21 protein-coding genes are annotated in these 22527 nt (G+C 74.6%); 8 read left to right on the top strand and 13 right to left on the bottom strand.

The window, feature by feature from the left end; translation table 11 throughout:
* Positions 1-62: 62 nt before the first annotated feature.
* Positions 63-1034, top strand: a complete 972-nt coding sequence (locus tag ACH4OA_RS07600; protein WP_397936417.1) for a pirin family protein — start codon at positions 63-65, stop codon at positions 1032-1034.
* A gap of 73 nt (positions 1035-1107) precedes the next feature.
* On the opposite strand, the gene ACH4OA_RS07595 is transcribed toward ACH4OA_RS07600, so the two are convergent.
* Genes ACH4OA_RS07595 through ACH4OA_RS07575 form a run of 5 tightly spaced genes read right to left on the bottom strand, consistent with a single transcriptional unit; the run spans position 1108 to position 3676 of the window.
* Positions 1108-1716: an alkaline shock response membrane anchor protein AmaP gene (locus ACH4OA_RS07595; protein ID WP_397945968.1), complete on the bottom strand. Its 609-nt coding sequence runs from the start codon at positions 1714-1716 to the stop codon at positions 1108-1110.
* Positions 1717-1738: 22 nt separating this feature from the next.
* Complete coding sequence (locus ACH4OA_RS07590; protein ID WP_397968094.1) at positions 1739-2524, bottom strand: DUF6286 domain-containing protein; 786 nt, start codon at positions 2522-2524, stop codon at positions 1739-1741.
* A gap of 52 nt (positions 2525-2576) precedes the next feature.
* Entirely contained in the window at positions 2577-2975 is a 399-nt protein-coding gene (locus ACH4OA_RS07585; protein ID WP_397968092.1) for an Asp23/Gls24 family envelope stress response protein, read from the bottom strand.
* Positions 2972-3139: a hypothetical protein gene (locus ACH4OA_RS07580; RefSeq protein WP_397936411.1), complete on the bottom strand. Its 168-nt coding sequence runs from the start codon at positions 3137-3139 to the stop codon at positions 2972-2974. The genes ACH4OA_RS07585 and ACH4OA_RS07580 overlap by 4 nt, the downstream gene beginning before the upstream one ends.
* Positions 3140-3187: 48 nt before the next feature.
* Complete coding sequence (locus ACH4OA_RS07575) at positions 3188-3676, bottom strand: Asp23/Gls24 family envelope stress response protein (RefSeq protein WP_365883651.1); 489 nt, start codon at positions 3674-3676, stop codon at positions 3188-3190.
* Between the two features lie 154 nt (positions 3677-3830).
* On the opposite strand from ACH4OA_RS07575, the gene ACH4OA_RS07570 reads away from it, so the two are divergent.
* The 4 genes from ACH4OA_RS07570 to ACH4OA_RS07555 all read left to right on the top strand — a co-directional run bounded on the left by ACH4OA_RS07570 (position 3831) and on the right by ACH4OA_RS07555 (position 6621).
* Positions 3831-4406: a sigma-70 family RNA polymerase sigma factor gene (locus ACH4OA_RS07570; protein WP_365883650.1), complete on the top strand. Its 576-nt coding sequence runs from the start codon at positions 3831-3833 to the stop codon at positions 4404-4406.
* 98 nt (positions 4407-4504) lie between these two features.
* Positions 4505-5098 carry a hypothetical protein gene (locus tag ACH4OA_RS07565; protein WP_397968091.1) on the top strand — a complete coding sequence of 198 codons (594 nt, stop codon included), beginning with the start codon at positions 4505-4507 and terminating at the stop codon, positions 5096-5098.
* Entirely contained in the window at positions 5095-5481 is a 387-nt protein-coding gene (locus ACH4OA_RS07560) for a hypothetical protein (RefSeq protein ID WP_365883648.1), read from the top strand. The genes ACH4OA_RS07565 and ACH4OA_RS07560 overlap by 4 nt, the downstream gene beginning before the upstream one ends.
* A 63-nt stretch (positions 5482-5544) precedes the next feature.
* Positions 5545-6621 (top strand): AI-2E family transporter, encoded by a 1077-nt coding sequence (locus tag ACH4OA_RS07555; protein WP_397945973.1) that lies wholly within the window; start codon positions 5545-5547, stop codon positions 6619-6621.
* A gap of 30 nt (positions 6622-6651) precedes the next feature.
* Here the strand turns inward: ACH4OA_RS07555 and ACH4OA_RS07550 are convergent, their stop codons facing one another.
* Positions 6652-8784, bottom strand: a complete 2133-nt coding sequence (locus tag ACH4OA_RS07550) for a SpoIIE family protein phosphatase (RefSeq protein ID WP_397968088.1) — start codon at positions 8782-8784, stop codon at positions 6652-6654.
* Positions 8785-8938: 154 nt separating this feature from the next.
* Between ACH4OA_RS07550 and aspS the strand changes: the two genes are divergently transcribed.
* Positions 8939-10702 (top strand): aspartate--tRNA ligase, encoded by a 1764-nt coding sequence (gene aspS / locus ACH4OA_RS07545; RefSeq protein ID WP_397968086.1) that lies wholly within the window; start codon positions 8939-8941, stop codon positions 10700-10702.
* Between the two features lie 25 nt (positions 10703-10727).
* On the opposite strand, the gene ACH4OA_RS07540 is transcribed toward aspS, so the two are convergent.
* Positions 10728-11420 carry a nucleotidyl transferase AbiEii/AbiGii toxin family protein gene (locus ACH4OA_RS07540; RefSeq protein ID WP_397968085.1) on the bottom strand — a complete coding sequence of 231 codons (693 nt, stop codon included), beginning with the start codon at positions 11418-11420 and terminating at the stop codon, positions 10728-10730.
* Positions 11421-11517: 97 nt separating this feature from the next.
* On the opposite strand from ACH4OA_RS07540, the gene ACH4OA_RS07535 reads away from it, so the two are divergent.
* On the top strand, positions 11518-12861 hold the full coding sequence (locus tag ACH4OA_RS07535) for a polysaccharide lyase family 1 protein (protein WP_397968084.1): 1344 nt from the start codon (positions 11518-11520) through the stop codon (positions 12859-12861).
* Between the two features lie 74 nt (positions 12862-12935).
* Here the strand turns inward: ACH4OA_RS07535 and metG are convergent, their stop codons facing one another.
* The 4 genes from metG to ACH4OA_RS07515 form a co-directional block, all read right to left on the bottom strand.
* Complete coding sequence (gene metG, locus ACH4OA_RS07530) at positions 12936-14651, bottom strand: methionine--tRNA ligase (RefSeq protein ID WP_397968083.1); 1716 nt, start codon at positions 14649-14651, stop codon at positions 12936-12938.
* Between the two features lie 148 nt (positions 14652-14799).
* Positions 14800-16536, bottom strand: a complete 1737-nt coding sequence (locus tag ACH4OA_RS07525) for a VWA domain-containing protein (protein WP_397968080.1) — start codon at positions 16534-16536, stop codon at positions 14800-14802.
* Between the two features lie 85 nt (positions 16537-16621).
* On the bottom strand, positions 16622-18577 hold the full coding sequence (locus tag ACH4OA_RS07520) for an FUSC family protein (RefSeq protein ID WP_397968078.1): 1956 nt from the start codon (positions 18575-18577) through the stop codon (positions 16622-16624).
* A gap of 99 nt (positions 18578-18676) precedes the next feature.
* Positions 18677-19465: an alpha/beta fold hydrolase gene (locus ACH4OA_RS07515; RefSeq protein WP_397968077.1), complete on the bottom strand. Its 789-nt coding sequence runs from the start codon at positions 19463-19465 to the stop codon at positions 18677-18679.
* An 88-nt stretch (positions 19466-19553) separates the two neighbouring features.
* Between ACH4OA_RS07515 and ACH4OA_RS07510 the strand changes: the two genes are divergently transcribed.
* The gene (locus ACH4OA_RS07510) at positions 19554-20903 is read left to right on the top strand and encodes a PLP-dependent aminotransferase family protein (RefSeq protein WP_397936395.1); all 1350 of its coding nucleotides are present in this window, start codon (positions 19554-19556) and stop codon (positions 20901-20903) included.
* Here ACH4OA_RS07510 and ACH4OA_RS07505 read toward each other — a convergent pair.
* Entirely contained in the window at positions 20803-21729 is a 927-nt protein-coding gene (locus tag ACH4OA_RS07505) for a hypothetical protein (protein WP_397936394.1), read from the bottom strand. The two genes, ACH4OA_RS07510 and ACH4OA_RS07505, sit on opposite strands and share 101 nt — an antisense overlap.
* 266 nt (positions 21730-21995) lie before the next feature.
* The gene (locus ACH4OA_RS07500) at positions 21996-22478 is read right to left on the bottom strand and encodes a hypothetical protein (RefSeq protein ID WP_397968075.1); all 483 of its coding nucleotides are present in this window, start codon (positions 22476-22478) and stop codon (positions 21996-21998) included.
* Positions 22479-22527 lie beyond the last annotated feature (49 nt).

Below are 22527 nucleotides of genomic sequence, written 5' to 3'. Positions count from 1 at the left end.
CGTTGGGGGTGGCAAGAAGTTCAACGCTCAACTAAAGTGGGCGTACCAAGGAGGTACCGACCATGCCCGCAGTGACCGTCGAGAACCCGTTGACGCTGCCCCGTGTGACCGCTCCCGCCGACGCCGTGGCACGTCCCGTGCTCACCGTCACGACCGCTCCCAGCGGTTTCGAGGGCGAGGGCTTCCCGGTGCGCCGGGCGTTCGCGGGGATCAACTACCGCCATCTCGACCCGTTCATCATGATGGACCAGATGGGTGAGGTGGACTATCAGCCCGGCGAGCCGAAGGGCACGCCCTGGCACCCGCACCGCGGCTTCGAGACCGTCACCTACATCATCGACGGCGTCTTCGACCACCAGGACTCGCACGGTGGCGGCGGCACCATCACCAACGGCGACACCCAGTGGATGACGGCGGGTTCGGGCCTGCTGCACATCGAGGCCCCGCCGGAGCACCTCGTGGTGTCCGGCGGTCTCTTCCACGGCCTCCAGCTGTGGGTGAACCTGCCCGCCAAGGACAAGCTGATGGCCCCGCGCTACCAGGACATCCGCGGCGGCAGCGTCCAGCTGCTCACCTCCCCCGACGGCGGCGCGCTGCTGCGCGTCATCGCCGGCGAGCTGGACGGCCACCAGGGCCCCGGTGCCACCCACACGCCGATCACGATGATCCACGCGACCCTCGCGCCGGGCGCGGAGATCACCCTGCCGTGGCGGGAGGACTTCAACGGTCTCGCGTACGTCCTCGCGGGCCGGGGCACGGTCGGCGCCGAGCGCCGCCCGGTCCACCTGGGCCAGACCGCCGTCTTCGGGTCCGGCTCCTCGCTGACCGTCCGCGCGGACGAGCGGCAGGACGGGCACACCCCGGACCTGGAGGTCGTGCTGCTCGGCGGCCGGCCCATCCGGGAGCCGATGGCCCACTACGGCCCGTTCGTCATGAACACCCAGGACGAGCTGGTGCAGGCGTTCGAGGACTTCAAGAAGGGACGCTTCGGCACCGTCCCGGCGGTGCACGGGATGACCGAGGGCGGCCTGTAGGCCCCGGCCGCCCGTCGGCGAGGCTCCGCCCCCAACCCGGGGCGGAGCCTCGCCGCGTCCGGAGCGCGGCGGCTCACTGCGCGCGGTGCGGCGGGTGGCGGGCGACCTTCAGGCGGACCTCGGTGGGCATGTCGGGCAGGCCGGTGGACCGGTGAGCGGTCCGCAGCGGGCCTTCGCACAGGGCACCGAGAGCGGCGCCGGGAGCGCCGTGCGGGGTGAGGGTGAGCCCGACGCGGGTGCGCGGCCGGGCGGCCCGGCCGGTGATGCGTACGGCCGCGTCCCGGACCTCCGGCAGGGCGCCGGCCTCGGTGGCGATGGCGTCGCCGAGCGCGCGGTCGCTCAGTTCGACGCCCTCCGGCGGGGGCGTGCCGCCGACCGGCAGCGCTCCGGGACGGCGCCGGCTCAGCTGGGTGAGCAGCCACCACAGGGCGAGCAGGGCGGCGACGGCGAGCGCGGCGATGACCGCCGGCCACCACCACCAGCCCTGGCCGCTCCAGCGGATCCGGTCGGCGGTGCCGAGCAGGACGTCGTCCGGGGCGGTCAGGGGCCAGCCGGCGGGCGGGCCCAGGCCGTGCCGCCGGTAGACGTCGAAGCCGGCGAAGAGGATCAGCAGTCCGCCGCCGAGCAGGACCAGTCCGGCGAGGGCCAGCAGAGTGCGGTTGAGTGCGGATCGCGGGGTCATGGCGCGTGCTCCGGGTTCTGCGTCAGCCGGTGCGTCGCCGCACCCGTACGACGATGCGGGCAGGGGCCGCGAGGGCGAGCCGGTCGCGTTCCTCGCCGAGGACGGCGGTGAGGTCGTCCTTCACCTGGCGGGGATCGCGGAACCGGACGTCCGCGCGGGCTTTGACGCGGTGCCGGCGGACCCGGACGTGCGCCGCGCCGACGCCGGGGACCCGCAGCGCGGCGTCCCGCAGCAGGCCGGCGGCGCCGTCGCGGTCCAGCGAGGCCCGCAGCCGGGGGCAGCCGGCGGGGGAGCGCAGCGGCAGCCAGTGCCGCAGCCCGGGGGTGAGGGCCAGGGCGATCAGCCAGAGGCCGGCGGCGGCGGCCACGGCGGCTCCGGTGAGCATCCACACGTCGTCCACCGGCCGGGTGGCCAGCGCGTCGGTCAGGTGCCGCCGCCAGGCCGCCGACGGGCGTCCGGCCCGTACGGCGACGACGTCGGCCAGCGCCGCGACGGCCGCCACCAGGATCACCGCGGCGGTCAGCGCCGCCGGTACGCGGCGCGCGGACCACGGGCGGTGGGTCCGGCGCCCCCCGCCCCCTGCCATGGCCGTGGGGTCCTCCGGCTCGGGCATGGCACGCCCGGGCGGACCGGGTTCCTTCGCCAGCGGCACGGTGGGACGCGCGGACGGGGTGAGACCGTGGCCGGGCGAGGTGGGGTCGGGCGCGGTGTCGTGGCCGGGCGGGGTGGGGTCGGGTGCGGTGTCGTGGCCGGGCCGGTCTGGGTCGGGTGCGGTGTCGTGGCCGGGCCGGCCGGGGGCGGGTGTCATCGCGGGCTGCCTTCCCGTGCGGCGGGCCGGGAGGTCCGGGGCGCGCGGCCGTTCACCGGACCCGCCCCCGGCCCGGGTCGGCGGCGGTCACCAGCCGCCGGACGGTGAGGGTGACCTCGCCCACCTGGAAACCGGTCAGCCGGGCCACCCGTTCGGCGACGTCCCGCTGGATGCGCTCGCAGACGTAGGCGAGGTCGGCGGGGTAGGGCAGGTCCATGGCCAGGTGCACGCGCACCGAACCCGCGCGGACCGCGGCGGTGGCGCTCGGCGCCGCCGCCGTACCCGGGCCGGGCGGTACGGCCGCGTGCCGCGCCTGCGCCGTGCGGGCGGCCCGGGCGGCGATGCGCGCGACCACCCGGTCCGGGATGACGGTGGCGCCCCGCTCGGCCGGGGGCGGCAGCCCGGTGGCGGGCGCCGGGCCCGGGCCGGCGGAACCGGTCCGGCTCCTCACCGCTGCCTCCGCGTTCCGAGGCCGAGGTCGCCCTGCACGGCGAGGCCGGCGATCAGCCCCGCCGCACCGAGGACCAGGACCAGCAGGAAGGCCCAGAAGCCGCCGAAGAAGCCGGCGAAACCCAGGGCCATGCCGGCCACGAGGCCCGTCGTCGCTGCGTTCATCTCGCACTCACCCGTCTCGCCCGCGCCCGCCCGGGACGCGGAGGTGGATCACCGCACGCGGCTCTCGTCCGGTTCGGCCGGTTCTTCCTCGTCGGGCAGGTGGACGTCGTCGACGGCGATGTTCACCTCGACGACCTCCAGGCCCGTCATCCGCTCCAGGGCGCCGATCACGTTGGTCCGCACGTCACCGGCCACGTCGACGATGGAGACGCCGTACTCGACGACGACGTCCAGGTCCACGGCGGCCTGCCGCTCGCCGACCTCGACCTTCACCCCGCGGGTGACGCCCGTGCCGCCGCCCCCGCCGGGCACGCGGTCGCGCACGGCGCCGAAGGCGCGGGCCATGCCCGCCCCGAGGCTGTGGATGCCCGGTACCTCGCGGGCGGCCATGCCCGCGATCTTGGCCACCACGCCGTCCGCGATGGTGGTCCTCCCCCGGGTCTCGGCCGGGGCCCCGGCCCCGGTACGGCCCTTCAGTGCGCTCACGCCCGCGTCGGGCCGGCTGCCCCCGCCGACGCTGGTGATGTTCTCCGTCATGGCGGTCGCCTCGATCGGTCGGTCGGACGCCGGTGTGACGCCCTCGCAAGGTTGGACACAACGGGCGGGACAGGTCTCACGCGTATCCAATGTGACCTGCATCACAGAGGGGTGGCCGGGTACCCGGGCGGTCCGAGCCCCGCGCGGGAGCGCCATGACCGAACGCACTGCTTTCCCAGCCCCGGCATACGACCTGCCGGACGGCTTCCTGGCCGTACGGGCGGCCGAGGGGGACGAGGACGCCTTCGCCGTCCTCGTCCAGCGGCACGGCCGGTCCCTCCTCGCCCTGGCCCGCGGCATGCTCGGCAACCCGCAGGACGCCGAGGAGGCCGTTCAGGACGCCTTCGTCAGCGCCTGGCGGCGGCTGCCGGAATTCCGCCGCGCCGCGGAGTTCCGCACCTGGATGTACCGGATCACCGTCAACCGCTGCCTGGCCATGCGCCGGCGCCGGCCGCCGGCCCTCCCGCTGGACACGGCCGCCGAACCCGCGGCGCGGGACGCCCGGAGCCAGCCCGCCCGCTGCGCCGAGCAGGACGCGGCCGTCGCCGCCCTGTCCCGCGCGCTGGGCGATCTGCAGAGCGGGCAGCGGCTCTGCTGGATCCTGCGCGAGGTGCAGGGCCTGTCCTACCGGGAGATCGCCCAGATGACGCGGACCAGCGAACAGACCGTGCGCGGCAGACTCTTCCGGGCACGCCGATCCCTCCAGGAGGCGATGGGCCCATGGCGCTAGACGACGCGCGGGCGCGACCCGCCGGACCTGCTGGTCCCGCCGGACCCGCCGGGGCCGGTGGACCCTCCGCCGGACCTCCCGCGGGCCCGGCCGTCGGCGTGCCGTCGTTCGCGGGTGACGAGGTGCTGCCCTGCGGCCGGCTGCTCAGCCGGGTCTGGGAGCAGGCGCGGGACGCGGCGCCCGCCGCCGACCCGCACACCGTCTCCTGTCCGCACTGCCGCGAGGCCGTGGAGGGACTGGCCACGGTGGACGCGGCCACCCGGGCGCTGCGCGCCGAGGACGCCGCCGCCCAGCACGCGCTCACCGGCCGCGTCATGGAGATCGTCAGGGCGGAGGTGCGGCTGGGCCGGCTGCTGCCCCTGGCCGACCCGGACCGGGACCTCCGGATCACCGAGAACGCCGCCGCCAGGGTGCTGCGGCAGGCGGCGGACGCGGTGCCCGGCGCGCACACCGCGTCCTGCCGGCTCGCGCCCGCGGACGAAGGCACCGGTGTGCGGGTGACCATGACCCTGGCCGCCGCCGCGGACCGCCCGCTGCCCGACCGGGCCGGCGAGGTGCGCCGGTCGGTCCTCCGCTCGGCCGGACAGGACCTCGGACTCGCGCTGACGGCCGTCGACATCACCGTCGTCGACCTCCTGGTGCCCGAGCCGGCCCCGCGCCCCGGTCCGGCGAGCGACGGCGGTGTGCGATGAGCGCCGTCCGGCCGGCCGCGCTCCTCGGCGTCGCGGCGGAGGCGGCCCTCGCGGTGCCCGGCGTGGCGGCCCTGCACCCCCGCTTCTCCCACCGCCTGGCGGTGGCCGCCGCGCCCGCCCGGACGGGCGCCGTACCGCACCGCGCGGCACCCGAGGCGGGCGTCCGCGCCGGGCGCGCGCCGGACGGCGGCGGGTGGCGCGTCGAGGTGCGCTGCGTCCTGGCCGAGGGCCGGCGGGTGCTGGACACCGCCCGGGACGTCCACGACCGGGTGGCGGCCGCCGTCCTCGCCCACCTCACGGCGCACGACGCGGTGGAACGGGTCACCGTCGAGGTCACCGTGACCCGTACGGTCCCCGGGCCGGAGACGGCGGCAGGCGGGTGAGGGGTGCGGCCGTTCGGCGCCGGCCGGCGGGACAGGCCGCGGCCGGTGTGGTCGGCTGGGCTCGTGCCTCCGCTGCCCGATCCCGTCCGCCGGCTCGCCGCCTGGTGCGTCGTCCTGCTGCTCGTCGCCGCCGTGGGCTGGGTCGGGGTGCTGCTGTGCGGGGAGCTGCGCACGGCCGTCATCCCGGTGCTGCTCGCCCTGCTCGGCACCGCGCTGCTCGGGCCGCTGTACCGGCGGCTGGTACGGGCGGGCGTGCAGGCCTCCGTCGCGGCCGGGCTCACCTGTGTCGTCGTCGTGGCCGTGGTCGGCGGTGCCGTGTACATCGTCGTCGCCGCGCTCGTCGACACCGGCGGGCAGATCCTCGCCTCGCTGCGGGACGCCGCCAAGGCCGTCTCGCGGCACTTCGGCTCCCCCGGGACCGGACTGGACGACCTCGCCGGGAACGCCCGGCACCTGCTCGGGAAGTTCGGCGGGACGGCCGCGTCCAACGTCGTCGGCGGGGTCAGCATGGTCGCCGAGTACATCGCCATGGCCGTACTCGCGCTGCTGCTCGTCTTCTTCTTCCTGCGCGACTCCCAGCGGGCCATGGCGGGTCTGCGCTCCCTCGCGCCCGGCGGCACCGCCGACACCCTGGAGGCCATCGCCCGGCGGGCCTTCGCCGCGGTGGAGGGATTCATGCGGGGGACGACCCTCATCGCCCTCATCGACGCCCTGTGCATCACCGTCGGCCTGCTGGTCCTGCGGGTGCCCGGCGCGGTGGGGCTCGGCGCGCTGGTCTTCGTCGGCGCCTACATCCCCTATCTGGGCGCCTTCATCTCCGGGGCGGTGGCGGTGCTGGTCGCCCTCGCCGACCGGGGTGTGGTGATCGCGCTGTGGGCGCTCGGGGTGGTGCTCGCGGTGCAGGTGCTGGAGGGACACGTGCTCCAGCCGGTGATCCAGAGCCGGACCGTGCAGATGCACCCGGCCGTGGTGCTGCTGGCGATCACCGCGGGCGCCTCCGTCGCGGGCATCCTCGGCATGCTCCTCGCCGTCCCGCTGACCGCGGCGGCCTTCGGGGTCGTGGCGGAGCTGCGGAGCCGCGCGGGCGAGCCGGCCGAGCCGCCGGCCGGCGAGCCTCCGGGCGCACCGCGCGATCGGTAGCGCTCCCCGGCGTTACCCGCCTCCCGGCCCTCAGCCCACCGGCGCCCCCGCCGGCTCGTGCAGCGCGAACCAGATGCTCTTGCCCTCGCCCCGCGGCTCCACTCCCCAGGTGTCCGCGAGGAGTTCGATCAGCATCAGACCGCGCCCGGAGGAGGCCAGCTCGCCGGGGCGGCGCTTGTGCGGGAGGTCGTCGCCGGTGTCGAAGACCTCCACGCGCAGCCTCCTGCCGTCCCCCTCGCAGGTCACCTCGGCGAGCAGCAGCGCGTCGGCGTCGGTGTGCACCAGCACGTTGGTGACCATCTCGGAGACCAGCAGCACCGCCGCGTCCACCTGCTCGGCCGAGGCCCAGTCGTGCAGCAGCTCGCGCAGGTGCCGGCGGGCCTCGGCGATCCGCTCGGGCTCGTCCTGCCCCACCGACAGCAGGGTGCGCCGCACCGGCCGCCGCACCGCGACGGTGTCGCCGCAGCCGCAGCCTCCTCCCGGCCGGCACAGCAGCAGCAGCGCGATGTCGTCCTCGCGGCGGTCGGTCAGCGGGCCGGTGCTGTGGTGCGAGGACGGCCCGTGCACCGCCTGCACCAGGGTGTCGGCCAGCGACTCCAGGTCGTCCTGGTGGTCCTCCAGGATCGCGCGCAGCCGGCGCCAGCCGCTCTCCAGGTCGTGTCCGCCGGTCTCGATCAGGCCGTCGGTGCACAGCATCAGCGTCTCGTCGGGTTCGAGCGTGAACCGGGTCCTCGGATAGTCGGCGTCCGGGTCGATGCCCAGCGGCAGCCCGCCCGTCGTGGGCCGCAGCATCACCGTGCCGTCCGCCATCCGGATCACCGGGTCCGGGTGTCCGGCGCGGGCGATCTCCAGCATCCCGGTCGCCGGATCGGCCTCCACGTACAGACAGGTCGCGAAGCGCAGGTCGGTCAGGGCGTCGTAGCCGCGGGCGTGGGTGATGCCGTGCAGGAAGCGGGAGGCGCGGGAGAGGACGGCGTCGGGGCGGTGGCCCTCGGCGGCGTAGGCCCGCAGCGCGATGCGGAGCTGGCCCATGAGCCCGGCGGCCCGTACGTCGTGGCCCTGGACGTCCCCGATGACCAGCGCGATACGGCCGGAGGGCAGCGGGATCATGTCGTACCAGTCGCCGCCGACCTGGAGTCCGCCGCCGGTCGGGATGTACCGGGCGGCCACCCGCATCCCCGGGATCTCCGGGACCAGCGAGGGCAGCATGGAGCGCTGGAGGCCCTCCGTCAGCTCCCGTTCGGACTCGGCGGCGCCGGCCCGGGACAGCGCCTGGGCGAGCATCCGGGCGACCGTGGTCAGCACGGCGCGCTCGTCGGGCGTGAACGCCACCGGATAGGTGAACGCGGCCATCCAGGCGCCCCTGGTGCGCCCGGCGGCCGTCAGCGGCAGGAACGCCCAGGAGCGGCGGCCGAAGTGCCGGGCGAGCGGCCAGGTGGCCGGGTAGCGGTCCCGGTACTCCTCCGGGGAGGACAGATAGACGGCCTGGCCGGTGCGGACCACCTCGGCGGCCGGGTAGTCGGTGTCCAGCGGCATGTGGGAGAACGGGTTCATGTCGCCGGGATGGTGTCCGTGCTGGCCGGTGATGGTCAGCCGGTCGCCCTCCACGCCGTAGACCACGAGCCCGTCCGGGGAGAAGCCCGGCATCGACAGCCCGCCGGCCACCCGCAGCACCTCGGCGGTGGACCGCGCCTCGGCCAGCGCCCGGCCGGCGTCCAGCAGGAACGCCTCCCGGGAGCGCCGCCAGTCGCCGGTGACCGCGCTGCGGGCCGCCGCGGTGCCCGGGGTCGGCTCGGTCACCTCCTGGAGGGTGCCGATCAGCTCATACGTGCGCCGCTCGGGGTCGAAGGACGGCTTGGACCGGCTGCGGACGACCCGCAGGATGCTGCCGTCCGCGTCCATGACCCGGATGCGGACCTCGGCGAGGGTGCCCTCGGCGACCGCCAGCCGTACCACGCCGGTGATCTCGTTCCAGTCGACCGGGTGCAGCCGGGCGCGGGTCTGGGCCTCGGTGAGGGTGACGGGCTCGGCGGGCAGCCCGAGCAGCCGCGCCGCCTCCGCGTCCACGGTGACCAGCCCGGCGGCGGTGTCCCAGTGCCACAGCCCGGTCGCGAGGGCGGCGAGGACGTCCCCGACGGACGGCAGGGGCTCGCCTGTGCGCATTGCCCCACTTTAAGAACAGGTGACCGATGCCTGCCACCGTAGGCCGCCGGGCGGTAATGGTGGGGAGCCGATCTTGGGGTCCCCGGTACCCTGGGGATGGCCTGGGCCGTACCCGCCAGGCGACACCCGATCCGCACAGACTGGATGAACGACGATGCATCGGTACAGGTCCCACACCTGCGGCCAGCTCCGCGCCTCTGACGTCGGCACCGACGTCCGGCTGAGTGGCTGGCTGCACAATCGGCGCGACCTGGGCGGCATCCTCTTCATCGACCTGCGCGACCACTACGGCATCACCCAGCTGGTCGCCCGCCCCGGCACCCCCGCGTACGAGGCCCTGGACACGATCTCCAAGGAGTCCACGGTCCGCGTCGACGGCCGCGTGGTTTCACGTGGAACCGAGAACGTGAACCCCGACCTGCCCACCGGTGAGATCGAGGTCGAGGTCGCCGAGGTCGAACTGCTCGGCGCGGCTCAGCCGCTGCCCTTCACCATCAACACCGAGGACGGGGTCAACGAGGAGCGGCGCCTGGAGTACCGCTTCCTGGACCTGCGCCGCGAGCGCATGCACCGCAACATCATGCTGCGTACGGCGGTCATCGGCGCCATCCGCCAGAAGATGACCGCGCTCGGCTTCAACGAGATGGCCACGCCGATCCTGACGGCGACCTCGCCCGAGGGCGCCCGTGACTTCGTCGTCCCCTCCCGGCTGCACCCGGGCCGGTTCTACGCCCTGCCGCAGGCCCCGCAGCAGTTCAAGCAGCTGCTGATGATCTCCGGCTTCGACCGCTACTTCCAGATCGCGCCCTGCTTCCGTGACGAGGACGCCCGCGCCGACCGGTCGCCGGGCGAGTTCTACCAGCTCGACGTCGAGATGAGCTTCGTCGAGCAGGAGGACGTCTTCCAGCCGATCGAGCGGCTGATGACCGAGCTGTTCGAGGAGTTCGGCGGCGGTCGCCACGTCACCTCTCCGTTCCCGCGCATCCCGTTCCGCGAGGCGATGCTCAAGTACGGCTCCGACAAGCCGGACCTGCGCGCCAAGCTGGAGCTGGTGGACCTCACCGACGTCTTCGAGGGCTCGCAGTTCAAGGCGTTCGCCGGCAAGCACGTGCGCGCCCTGCCCGTGCCGGCCGTCCAGGACCAGCCGCGCAAGTTCTTCGACCAGCTCGGCGACTTCGCCGTCTCGCTGGGCGCCAAGGGCCTGGCCTGGGTCCGGGTCGGCGAGGACGGCGCGCTGTCCGGTCCGATCGCGAAGTTCCTCACCGAGGAGAACGTCGCCGAGCTGACCAAGCGGCTCTCCCTGGCGCCCGGCCACGCGGTGTTCTTCGGCGCGGGCGAGTTCGACGAGGTCTCCAAGATCATGGGCGCGGTGCGGGTCGAGGCCGCCAAGCGCGCCGGTCACTTCGAGGACGACGTCTTCCGCTTCTGCTGGATCGTCGACTTCCCGATGTTCGAGAAGGACGAGGAGACGGGCAGGATCGACTTCTCGCACAACCCGTTCTCGATGCCGCAGGGCGGCATGGAGGCGCTGGAGACACAGGACCCGCTGGACATCCTCGCGTGGCAGTACGACATCGTCTGCAACGGTGTGGAGCTGTCCTCGGGCGCGATCCGGAACCACGAGCCGGAAATCATGCTCAAGGCGTTCGAGATCGCGGGCTACGACCGCGAGACCACCGAGCGGGAGTTCGCGGGCATGCTCCGCGCGTTCCGCTTCGGCGCCCCGCCGCACGGCGGTATCGCCCCGGGTGTGGACCGCATCGTCATGCTCCTCGCCGACGAGCCCAACATCCGCGAGACGATCGCCTTCCCGCTCAACGGCAACGCCCAGGACCTGATGATGGGCGCCCCGACCGAGCTGGAGGAGTCCCGCCTGCGCGAGCTGCACCTCGACATCCGCAAGCCGCAGCCGAAGTAGGCGGCGGGCCGTGCCGTAGGACCGTTCAGCCGTCCTGTCCGCCGCCGTCGGTGTCCGGACAGGCGCCGTCCTCCAGCAGCCGTTCGGCGATGTCGTCGGACCAGTGCTGGGCCCAGGCGCGCAGGGCGGCGATGCGGTCCTCGGCCAGGCCGTAGCGCAGGAAGTCCCGGTCGGCGTAGAAGTCCGTGCCCGTCAGCCGGGACTGGAGGGTGGGCAGGTCGAACGGGTCGTGGGCGTGCCGGCGGCCGAGTTCCTCCAGGGCGGGCAGGGTGAACCGGGCCGCGCACGCGCGCGCGTCGACGAGGTCGACGGCCGCGCCCCGGTCGTACAGGGCGCGGATCTTGGTGCCGACGGCGTCCGCGAGGGAGAGCGCCGGGCCGTACGCGGTGAGCTCCGGCGGCTGCCAGAACGCCTCCTTGTGCAGCGCGAGCACCTGCGGCTCGCCGGTCGGCGGGTCGGTGACCGTCAGCTGCGCGGTGCGCGCGGTCACCGCGCCGGTGCGCACCCGCCGTCCCCGCGCCTCCAGGGCCGCGCCGACGGCGGCGGCGATCCGCTCCATGGCGTCGGCGCTCTCGGTGGCCAGATCCAGGTCGGCGTGCGGCCGGCACAGCAGCCCGTGCGCCTGGAGGGCGTAGCCGCCGGCCAGCACCAGGCCGAAGGGTCCGCCCGCAAAGGCGGCGTCCGCGAGGAGCCGGCGATGGGGTTCGGGGATGTCCACGGGACGATTATTCTCGCGGCGCGCGGCAACCTCCGGCGGCACGGCGGCCACTGAGGGAACGTAAGGCACGTTCGACAGACCCGTAAGGACTTCCTCCGTGGCAGCTCCCTCCCACCGCCGGTCCCTCCGCAGGCGGCGCCTCCTCGCCGTGTCCGCCGCCGTCGTGGCCGCGGGTGCCGGCGCCGGGGTGTTCGTGATGCACGCGAACGCCGACGCCGTCGACCTGTACCACCAGACGCTTCCCGCCAAGGACGGCTGGGCCGCCTCCGGCACGGGGACCACCGGCGGCGCGAAGGCCGACTCCGCGCACACTTTCACCGTCTCCACCCGCGCCCAGCTCGTGAAGGCGCTGGGCTCGGCCTCCGACACCACGCCCCGCATCATCAAGATCAAGGGCACGATCGACGCCAACACCGACGACAGCGGCAAGAAGCTGACCTGCGCCGACTACGCGGCCGGCACCGGCTACTCGCTGCCGGCCTACCTCAAGGCCTACGACCCCGCCGTCTACGGCCGCTCCAAGCTGCCCTCCGGCACCCAGGAGAAGGCCCGCGCCGCCGCCCAGGCCAAGCAGGCGAAGAACATCGTGTTCAAGGTGCCGGCGAACACCACGATCGTGGGCGTGCCCGGCACCGGCGCCGGGATCACCGGCGGCATGCTCCAGATCCAGAACGTGGACAACGTCATCGTCCGCAACCTGGCCTTCTCCGCCACCGAGGACTGCTTCCCGCAGTGGGACCCGACCGACGGCGACGACGGCAACTGGAACTCGGACTACGACGCGGTCACCCTGCGCGGCGCGACCCACGTCTGGGCGGACCACAACACGTTCACCGACGCGCCGCACCTCGACAAGGCGAACCCGAAGTACTACGGCCGCGAGTACCAGATCCACGACGGCGCCCTCGACATCACCAAGGGCTCCGACCTGGTGACCGTGGAGCGCAACCGCTTCACCGACCACGACAAGACGATGCTGATCGGCTCCAGCGACAAGGACAGCACCGGCAGGCTGCGGGTGTCCATCCACCACAACGTGTGGAAGGGCATCGTGCAGCGCGCCCCGCTGACCCGCATCGGCCAGGTCCACATCTACAACAACTGGTACGACACGACGCCCGTCGACGGCTACGCGCCCGCGTACAGCATCAACTCCCGCGCGAACGCGCAGGTCGTCGCGGAGTCCAACTACTGGACGGTGCCGTCCGGCGGCAAGGTCGCCAAGCTGCTCAGCGGCGACGGCACCGGCGCGGTCGCGGGCGGCGGCAACCTGGTCAACGGCACGGCCACCGACCTGGTCGCCGCGTACAACGCCGCGAGCTCCAAGAAGATCAAAACGACGGTGAACTGGACCCCGGCGCTCACCGCGGGCCTGGAGACCAGCGCGAAGAACCTGCCGGTGGAGCTGGCGGGCACCACGGGCGCCGGCGTGCTGAAGTAGGCCCGCCGGCGGACGGGTGAGGGCGCCGGCCCGGCCGGCCCGGCGCCCTCACCGCACGAGAGGAACGGGCCCGGTCAGCCCTCCTCGCCGCCGAAGCGCTCCTTGTACGTCTCCAGGTCCTCGTCCGTCAGCTTGGCGAACAGCACCGGCGGGACCGTGAACGGGGTGCCGGCCGGGACGGCGGTCAGGGCCCTGGCCTCGTCGGCGGTGATCCAGCGGGCGGTGTCGTCCGGCAGCGCGAAGGCGCCGCGCATCGCCGCCGAGGTGGCCGGGATCAGCGGCTCGGAGACCACCGCGTACAGCCGGATGAGGTTCATCGCCGTGCGCAGGGTGAGGGCGGCGGCGTCCTTGTCGGTCTTGATCTCCAGCCAGGGGGCCTTCTCCTCCAGGTAGGAGTTGCCGGCCGACCACAGGGCGCGCAGCGCGGCGGTGGCCTTGCGGAACTGGAGGGCCTCCATCTGCCCCTCGTACTCCGCGAGCAGGCGGGCGATCTCCTCGCCGAGCCGGGTCTCCGCCTCGCCGGGCGTCCCGCCGGCCGGGACCTCCTCGCCGAAGCGCTTCTTGCTGAAGGACAGCACGCGGTTGACGAAGTTGCCGAGGGTGTCGGCGAGGTCCTTGTTCACCGTGGCGGTGAAGTGCTCCCAGGTGAAGGACGAGTCGTCCGACTCCGGGGCGTTGGCGATCAGGAAGTAGCGCCAGTAGTCGGCGGGCAGGACGTCCAGGGCCTGGTCGGTGAAGACGCCGCGCTTCTGCGAGGTGGAGAACTTGCCGCCGTAGTACGTCAGCCAGTTGAACGCCTTGACGAAGTCGACCTTCTTCCACGGCTCGCGCACGCCCAGCTCGGTGGCCGGGAACATGACCGTGTGGAAGGGGACGTTGTCCTTGGCCATGAACTCGGTGTAGCGGACGGTCTCGTCGGCGTCGTACCACCACGCCTTCCAGTCGCGGTTCTCCGGGTCCTGGTCGGCCCACTCCTTCGTCGCGCCGATGTACTCGATCGGGGCGTCGAACCAGACGTAGAAGACCTTGCCCTCGGCCGCCAGCTCCGGCCAGGTGTCCGCCGGGACCGGGATGCCCCAGTCCAGGTCACGGGTGATCGCCCGGTCGTGCAGGCCCTCGGTCAGCCACTTGCGGGCGATGGAGGAGGCGAGCTGCGGCCAGGCGTCCTCGTGCCGGGCGACCCACTGCTCGACCTCGTGCTGCAGCTTGGACTGGAGCAGGAAGAGGTGCTTGGTCTCGCGGACCTCCAGGTCCGTGGAGCCGGAGATCGCCGAGCGCGGGTCGATCAGGTCGGTCGGGTCCAGCACGCGGGTGCAGTTCTCGCACTGGTCGCCGCGGGCCTTGTCGTAGCCGCAGTGCGGGCAGGTGCCCTCGACGTAGCGGTCGGGCAGGAAGCGGCCGTCGGCCGGGCTGTAGACCTGGCGGATCGCCCGCTCCTCGATGAAGCCGTTCTCGTTCAGCTTCCGGGCGAAGTGCTGGGTGATCTCCACGTTCTGCGCGCTGGAGCTGCGGCCGAAGTAGTCGAACGCGAGCGCGAAGCCGTCGTAGACCGCCTTCTGGGCGTCGTGCGCCTGCGCGCAGAACTCGGCCACCGGCAGGCCCTGCTCCTTGGCGGCCAGCTCCGCGGGCGTGCCGTGCTCGTCCGTCGCGCAGATGTACAGGACATCGTGGCCGCGCTGGCGCAGGTAGCGGGAGTAGACGTCCGCCGGGAGCATGGACCCCACCATGTTGCCCAGGTGCTTGATCCCGTTGATGTAGGGAAGGGCGCTGGTGATGAGGTGTCGAGCCATCGTGGCTGCTCCCAGGTCGCTGCTTTTTCGCGGTTTCGAACCTTGAAATCGTAGCCGACACGGGTGGGCCGCCCGCTTCCCGTTTCGCTGGCTGGGAAGGGGCGGCCGGGTGACTACCGTCGGTGACGGGTGGTGTGCCAGGGGCGTGCTAGGGGCGCCAGGCGGCGAGTACGCCCTCGTACAGCTCGGTGTCCGTCAGCTCGCGGGGGGCCGGGCCCGCGTGGAAGAACGACGTGTTGCCGCTCTTCAGTTTGCGGAGGTAGTCGAACGCCTTGTTGTCGTGCTCCCCGAAGGCGACGAAGGAGAAGAACAGCGCGGGGTGGCTCCCGGCGGCCTCGGTGAGGGCCTGGGTGGCGGGGGTCTTGGCGTCCGGGGCGCCGTCGGTCTGGAAGACGACGAGGGCGGGGGTGCCGGGGGTGTGGTGCCGGTCGTAGTGCTCGCGTACGGCGGCCACGGCGGCGTGGTAGCTGGTACGGCCCATCCGGCCGAGGCCGGCGTGCGCGTCGTCGATGCCGGTCTCGTGGCCGGGGGCGAGGGTGAGGTCGGTGGTGCCGTCGACCTCCGTGGAGAAGAAGACGACGTGGACCGTGGCCTCGGGGTCGAGGTGGGCGGCGAGGGCGAGGGTCTGGTCGGCGAGGGCCTGGGCGGAGCCGTCCTTGTAGTACGGGCGCATGCTCGCGGAGCGGTCCAGTACGAGGTACAGCTTGGCGCGGGTGCCGGTGAGGCCGGTCTTCGCCAGCGTGGCCGTGGCGGCCTTGTAGGCGGCGGTGAGGGCGGGAGTGCGGGACTTGACCTTGGCGAGGGTGGTGGCGGGCTTCGCCTCGCCGGCGGGCTCGGGGGCCTCGGCGTCGTCTTCGGCGCGGGTGTCGGTGCGCGCGTCCGCCTCGGCTTCGCCTTCGGCGCGGGTGTTCCCACCCGCACCACCCGTGCGGGTTTCGTCGTCGGGTGCGGGCGGCCCCTGTGGGGTGTCCTCGCCGTCGGCGGCCTGCGGGTCGGCTGCCGCATCACCGTCCGCGACGGCCCCGGCCACGGCGTCGGCGGGCTCCGCCGTCTCCGGCTTCGCGTCGGGCACGGGGTCGGTCGCCTCCGGCTCCGTGTCGGCTTCGGCCTTCGGCTCGGCCGTCTTCGGCTCGGCCTCGGCTGCCGTGTCCGCCTCGGCTTCGCCTTCGGCGTCGGTGTTCCCACCCGCACCACCCGTGCGGGTTTCGTCGTCGGGTGCGGGTGGCCCCTGTGGGGTGTCCCCGCCGTCGGCGGCCTGCGGGTCGGCTGCCGCATCACCGTCCGCGACGGCCCCGGCCACAGCCTCGGCCGGCTCCGCCGTCTCCGGCTTCGCGTCGGGCACGGGGTCGGTCGCCTCCGGCTCCGTGTCGGCTTCGGCCTTGGGCTCGGCCGTCTTCGGCTCGGCCTCGGCTGCCGTGTCCGACTTCGCTTCCGCCGTTTCCGGCTCCGCGTCGGGCTGCGCCGTTTCCGAGGTCGTTTCCGCCTCGGCTTCGGTCGTCCTCGCCGTCTCGGGCTCGGGTTCTGCTTCCGCAGGGGCCGTTTCCGGCTCCGGGGTCGCCTTCGCCGTCTCGGGCTCGGGTTCCGCTGCCGCCGCCGGCGGTTCCGGTTCCGGTTCCGCCTCTGGCTTCGGGGCCTCGGCGTCCGGGGCCGGGTCTGTCCTCGGGGCGAGGGTGATCACCGGGGTGGTTGCGTCCCCGGGGGCCTTGACCTTGTCGAAGGCCGCTGCCACCAACTCGTGTTCCGTTTCGGGCTCCGCAGGAGAGCGGCGGGGCTCCGGGACGGGGGCGGGGGACTGTGCGGGGGTCTCGTTCGCACCCTCCGGGTCGGTGGCTCGGGACTTGCGTGAGCGGCCGAACGCGTTCCGCAGGAGAGTGAGAATGCCCATGTGCGCAACCCTTCAGTGAGTTGTAGCCCGTCGATCGCTGGCCAGGACGGACACGTAAGGTTAGCGGCCCCGCGGTACCGGACGGTCAATGCGGGGACGCGATCGAGCGGGCCGCCGCCACCTCCTGCCGCAGCGGCTCCAGGACGCTGCCCGCCGGCCCGGTGAGGTCGGTGCGTACGGCGGTCAGGGTCCGCGCCCGCCGTACGCCGTCGGACAGCTCCCGCAGTTGCAGGGTCACCTGCGTGATCTCGGCGGCGGACGGGGGCGGGGCCCCGTGGCGGACGCGGACGCGGGCCGCCGTCGTGGCGTCCACGATGCGTTCCACGGCGACGACGAGCGGCCACCACGCGGCGGCGCGCCGGCCGGTCGGCGGCGGTTCGGTCAACGCCCGCTGGAACTCCGTGCGGATGACGGACAGGTCGCGGTAGAGCCGGCGGCGCATCCGGGCCCGTGCGGAGGGGTCCGCGGCGGCGCCGAACGCCGCCTCGACGTAGGCCGCCGTGTCGGCCACCGCGTCGGCCAGCCGGTCGCCCACGCGGGTGTGCCAGCTCTCGGGCCAGAACAGGTACCCGGCGGTCAGGGTGATCGCGCAGCCCAGCAGGGAGTCGTTCAGCCGGGGCAGCAGCAGGGCCGTGCCCTGGTGGTTGAGGACGTCGGAGAGCAGGAGGATCACCGGGGTGATGGCGGCGGTCTGGTAGCCGTAGCCCCGGGGCGTGAGCGCCGGGACGAGCGGGGCCAGCAGGAACAGCACGGGCACGTCCCACCAGCCCAGCGGCACCTCGGCCAGGACCACCGCCGCGATCACCAGCCCGGCCACCGTGCCCAGGGCGCGCAGCAGGGCGCGGGAGAAGACCGAGCCGAAGTCCGGCTTGAGGACGAAGGTGACGGTCAGCGCGACCCAGTAGGAGCGGGGCACGGGGACCAGGGAGACCAGGGCCTGGGCGGTGCCGATGCAGACGGCCAGGCGTACGCCGTAGCGCCAGGAGTTGGCGGAGAGGACGACGCCGCGCGCGGCGCGCGCCGTGCGGACGCCGAGCGCGGCCGGCCGGCCCAGGCGGTCGTCGATGCCCCGCGGGTCCACGTCGGGCGCGGTGACGACCTCGGCGGTGTGCCGCAGGGCGTGGTCCACGGCGCGGGCGGTCTCGGTGAGGGCCAGGGCCAGGGCCAGGGGCAGGCGCGGGGGCGGGAGGGTCCTGTCGTCCGCCTCCACGGCGCGGGCCAGCCGGCGGAGCGCGTCGGGGAACTGCGGCGGCAGCGGGCGGGCCGCGAGGTGGGCGGCGGGCGCGGCCTCGATCACCGGGGTGATGGCGTTCAACTGGGCGAGCAGCCGCGTGAGTTCCGGGCTGCGGCCGTGGTGGCGGGCGCGCCGGGCCAGAATCAGGTCGTAGGACTCGTTCAGGGCGTGGGTGGCGGCGCGGCGGGCCTCCTCGTACGCCTCGGCGCGGGCGGTGCCGGCGGTGGCGAGCAGGTCGGCGACGGCGCGGTAGGCGGCGGCGACGGCGGTCCGTTCGGGGACGCCGGCGCGCAGCGGCCAGGACAGCAGGGCCAGCAGCAGGACGAGGAGGCCGCCGCCGGTCATCAGGGCCGGGGCGAGCCACCAGGGGGCGGGCAACGGGAGGCCGGCGCCGATCACGCAGTTCAGGAGCAGCAGCAGGCCCGAGACCGAGGCCACCGCGCCGATCGTGGAGATCATGCCGGAGACCAGCGCGACGCCGGTGACGCCGGCCACCGCGTACCAGCCGTGGCCGTACACCAGGGTGCCCAGGGTGACGCCGAGCGCGCCGAAGAGCTGCGGGACGGCGATGTTGAGGATGCGCATGCGGTAGGCGTCGGCGGTGTCGCCGATGACGCCGGACAGGGCGCCCATGGCGGCGAGGGCGCCGTAGGCCGGGCGGCCGGCGGCCAGACCGGCGGCCAGGGGCAGGGCCATGGCGACGGCGGCGCGGACCACGGCGGCCCGGTTGACGGGCGCCTGCTGGGGGGTGAGGTTCCGGACCAGCCAGTCGGGAGGGGTGAGGCCGATGGGGAACTCTCGGGGCATGCGCCCATTATGGGTGGTCGGGGTGGTTCCGGTCGGGTTCGGGGGCGTTGCCGCCGGCCGGCGGGGCCGTGGGGCGGTGCCTCTCCCGGCCGCCGGGGGCTACGGCCGGCCGTCCAGCCGGGTCAGGAAGTCGCCCAGGGCCCGGTTGAACTCCGCGGGGCGCTCCAGGTTGGGCAGGTGGGCGGCGCCGTCGACGACGTGCAGGACGGAGTCGGGCAGGGCGGCGTGCATCGCCTCGGCGTCGGCGACGGGCGTGTAGGTGTCGTCGGCGCCGACGAGGACCAGGGCGGGCACGGTGACCCGGGTCAGCAGCGCGCGGTAGTCGGGGCGTTCGGCCCGGCCGCGCAGGGCCGCCGCGGCGCCCGCCGGGGAGGTGGCGGTCATCATGTGGTGCACATGGGCCTTGACTTCCGGGTCGGCGTACGGCGCGACCATCTTCTCCAGAACCTCGTCGGCGTAGCCCCGCATGCCCTCGGCGAGCAGCCGGTCGGCCATGGCGTCGCGCAGCCGGCGGCCCTCGGGTGTCTCGGCGGCGGGAAAGGTGTCGGCGAGGACCAGGCCGCGGATCCGGTCGCCGAGGCGGTCGTGGCACTCCATGACGATCTGGCCGCCCATGGACAGGCCGGCGAGGACGAAGCTGTCCACGCCCAGGTGGTCCAGGAGGCCGGCGAGGTCCTCGGCGTGGCGGGAGAGCGGGACGGAGCCGGGGGTCACGGGCGAGGCGCCGTAGCCGCGCAGGTCGGGGGCGATCACCCGGCGGCCGGCGGAGAACTCCGTCAGCTGCGGGTGCCACATCGTGTGGTCGAAGGGGTGGCCGTGGACCAGGACGAGCGGGACGCGTGCGGAGTTTTCGGGACCTTTGTCAGCGTATGCGAGGAAGGGGGGCATGGCCCCGACCCTAGGCCGCCCCGGCAGTCGGTGCAATAAAATCTTTGCTCTCGGTGCAATCCCAACGCACCCGGGGAACGGGGGACTTGTGGACGACTACCGGCGCATCGCCGACCGGATCGCCGCCGCCATCGCCGACGGCCGGCTCCGCCCGGGCCAACGGCTGCCGCCGCAGCGCGCGTTCGCCCGTCGGCACGGCATCGCGCCGTCGACGGCGGGCCGTGTCTACGCCGAACTGGTGCGCCGGGGGCTGGTGGTGGGCGAGGTCGGGCGGGGCACGTTCGTGCGGGCCGCCGCGCCGGACGGACAGCCGGGGCACGCCCTCACCGAGGCGGCGGCCGCGGCCCCGCTGGTGAACCTGGAGCTGAACTACCCGGCCGCGCCCGGCCAGGCCGAATTGCTGGCCCCGGCCCTGGCGTCGCTGCTGCGGCCGGACGCGCTCGGCCAGGCGCTGCGGCCGGCCGCCGCCACCGGCACCCCCGCGGCCCGGGAGGCGGTCGCGGCCCTGCTGGCCCAGGGCGGGCTGCGCACCGGCCCGGAGCGGATCGTGTTCACCGGCAACGCCCGCCAGGCGATCGCCGCCTCCCTCGCCTCGCTGGTCCGGCCGGGTGGCCGGGTCGGCGTGGAGCCGCTGACGTATCCGCTGGTCAAGGAGATCGCGGCACGTCTCGGCCTGACCCTGGTCCCGCTCGTCACGGACGCGGAGGGGCTCGTGCCCGAGTCGGTGGCCGACGCCCACCGGGGCACGCCGCTGTCCGCGCTCTACCTCCAGCCGGCCCTGCACAACCCGACCTCGCTGACCCTGGGCGCCGGGCGGCTGCGGCGGCTGGCCGACTGTGTCCACAGGCTGGGGATACCGGTGGTGGAGGACCGGATCTGGGCCTTCCTCGACCAGGGCGGGGCCCCGCCGCTCGCCGCGCTCGCGCCCGGCCTCACGTATCTGGTCGACAGCCTGTCCAAGCGGGTCGCGCCCGGGCTCACCGCCGGTTTCGCCGTCGTCCCCGGCGACCGCGTCGAGGCGGTGGCGCGGGCGGTCAGGTCCGGCGGCTGGAGCGCGGGCGGGTTCGCGCTGGAGGCGGTGGTGCGCTGGCTCGGCGACGGCACCGTGGACCGGCTGGTCGCCGCCAAGCGGCAGGACGCCCGGCGGCGGCAGCGGCTGGTCGCCGAGAAGCTGTCCGACTTCGCCGTACGGTCCGACCCGGCCGCCTGTTTCGCCTGGTGGGAGCTGCCGGCGCCGTGGCGTGCCGACACTTTTACGGCCGCCGCGCGGGCGCGCGGGATCGCCGTCACGCCGGGTACGGCCTTCAGCGTGGGCCCCGGCCGCACCCCGGACGCGGTCAGGCTCGGGCTCGGGTCGGTGCCGGAGCGGGAGCTGGCGCGGGCGCTGACGGTCCTCGCCGGTGTCGCGCGGGACGCGGCAGCCGCAGCCGGCGGGTGAGCCAGGCGGTCAGCGCCACGGCGAGGCCGAGGCCGAGCAGCAGCCAGGCGGTGGTGCGCAGGGAGCCGGTCAGGGCGTCGTAGACCGCGCCCGCCGCCGCGTGGGAGACCCCGGCGGGCAGGTCCGCCAGGGTCAGGCCCCGGCCGAGGGCGAGGGCGAGGACGAGCAGGGCGCCGCCGAGGGCCGTGCCCAGGGCGGTGGCGGCGACGGCCCGGCGCCGGCGGACGGCGAGCGCGATCCCGCCGGCGGCGAACGCGACGGACGCCACCGGCAGCCAGAAACCGGCGATCTCGAGCACGTGGAATCCCCTCCGGAGCGTGGCCAGCCGGCTCGCCGGAAGCACGGCGAGGGCCGTGTGCTCCACCGGGATGCGCGCGGCGAGCGGCACGTGGTCGCGGGCGAGCTGGCGTTTGACCTGGGCGGTGACGGGGGCCAGGTCGACGGTGACGGGGTGCGCGTCCCGCGCGCGCAGGGCGCGCAGCACGGTGTCGTGGGTGACCTGGTTGCCGGTGTCCCAGGCCAGCCGGAACGCCCGGGTCTGGGTGAAGGAGCGCACCGCGTCGTGCACGAACGGGCGGACCGGGCCCCCCGCCGGGCGGACGTCCAGGTGCGCGTCCACGGCGCGCAGGATGCCGTCGCCGACCGTGTCCGCGACGGCCTCCCGCACGGCCGGGTCGGTGGCGAGCGGCGCCATGGCGGTGACGTACCGGCCCGTGTCGGCCAGCCCGTACGCCGCCCAGGCCGCCAGCGCGCCGAACGGGACGAGGAGGCAGGACAGGGTGATCAGTACGGCCGACAGGTCGCTCCGGAGGCGTCGTGGGGGCACGTCTCCAGGCAACGGCCCCGGACCCGGCCGCGCGAGCGGGCCGCCCGCGTTCGGGCGGCGGAAGAACCCTTTCAGCGCAACCGGGGCCCCGCGCCCCGGTGCTCCGGGGTGGGCGGTGTTCCGGTGGAGGGTTCGCCCGGACGGGTGTTTCCTGGTGCTGGTGGGATTGATGGGGACAGGGGAGCGCGTGGGCCCCGGCCGGACCGGCCGGGGCCCACGCGTGTCCTGCCCGGCTCAGCGGACGCGCCGCCCGGCCACGCGTCTGCTCAGCGGACGCGCCGCCCCGCCGCGTCCTCGTGGGTGTAGTAGCGGTAGAAGAGCGCGACGAAGGTGCCCGCGGCCAGCACGAGCGCGATCAGCACCGCCAGCCACACCGGAGGCGTGGACTGGATGTAGAGGAACCCGAAGGCCGCGCCGGTGAACGCCGACCACGCCAGCGCGTGCACCTCCCGCCGCAGCCGCGGGGCCAGGGTCAGCAGCGCCGCCAGCAGCACGCCGAACACCAGCGCGGTGACGAACCCGAACAGCAGGTTCCAGCCGGTGACGGGGCCGCCGAAGCGCCGGTTGGCCGCGGCCCAGTAGCCGTAGAGCAGGCCGAGCACGACCGGGGCGGCGCGCCGGGCCATCCGGTGGGCGCGCTCGTCGAAGACATCGGGCGGGCGGGCGGGTGCGCCGGTCTTCCGGCCCTCCGCCCCGGGCGTGTGATCGGGCCGGAACATCCCGCCGGACGTGGGTGCCGCGTGCGTCATGAGGGCACTCCTCTCTCCTCGTCGCTCCTCGTCCCCGATCCGCCCCCGG

This window comes from Streptomyces sp. NPDC017095 (assembly GCF_044332325.1).
Lineage (GTDB): Bacteria > Actinomycetota > Actinomycetes > Streptomycetales > Streptomycetaceae > Streptomyces.
This window is presented reverse-complemented; position numbering and strand designations above follow the sequence as displayed.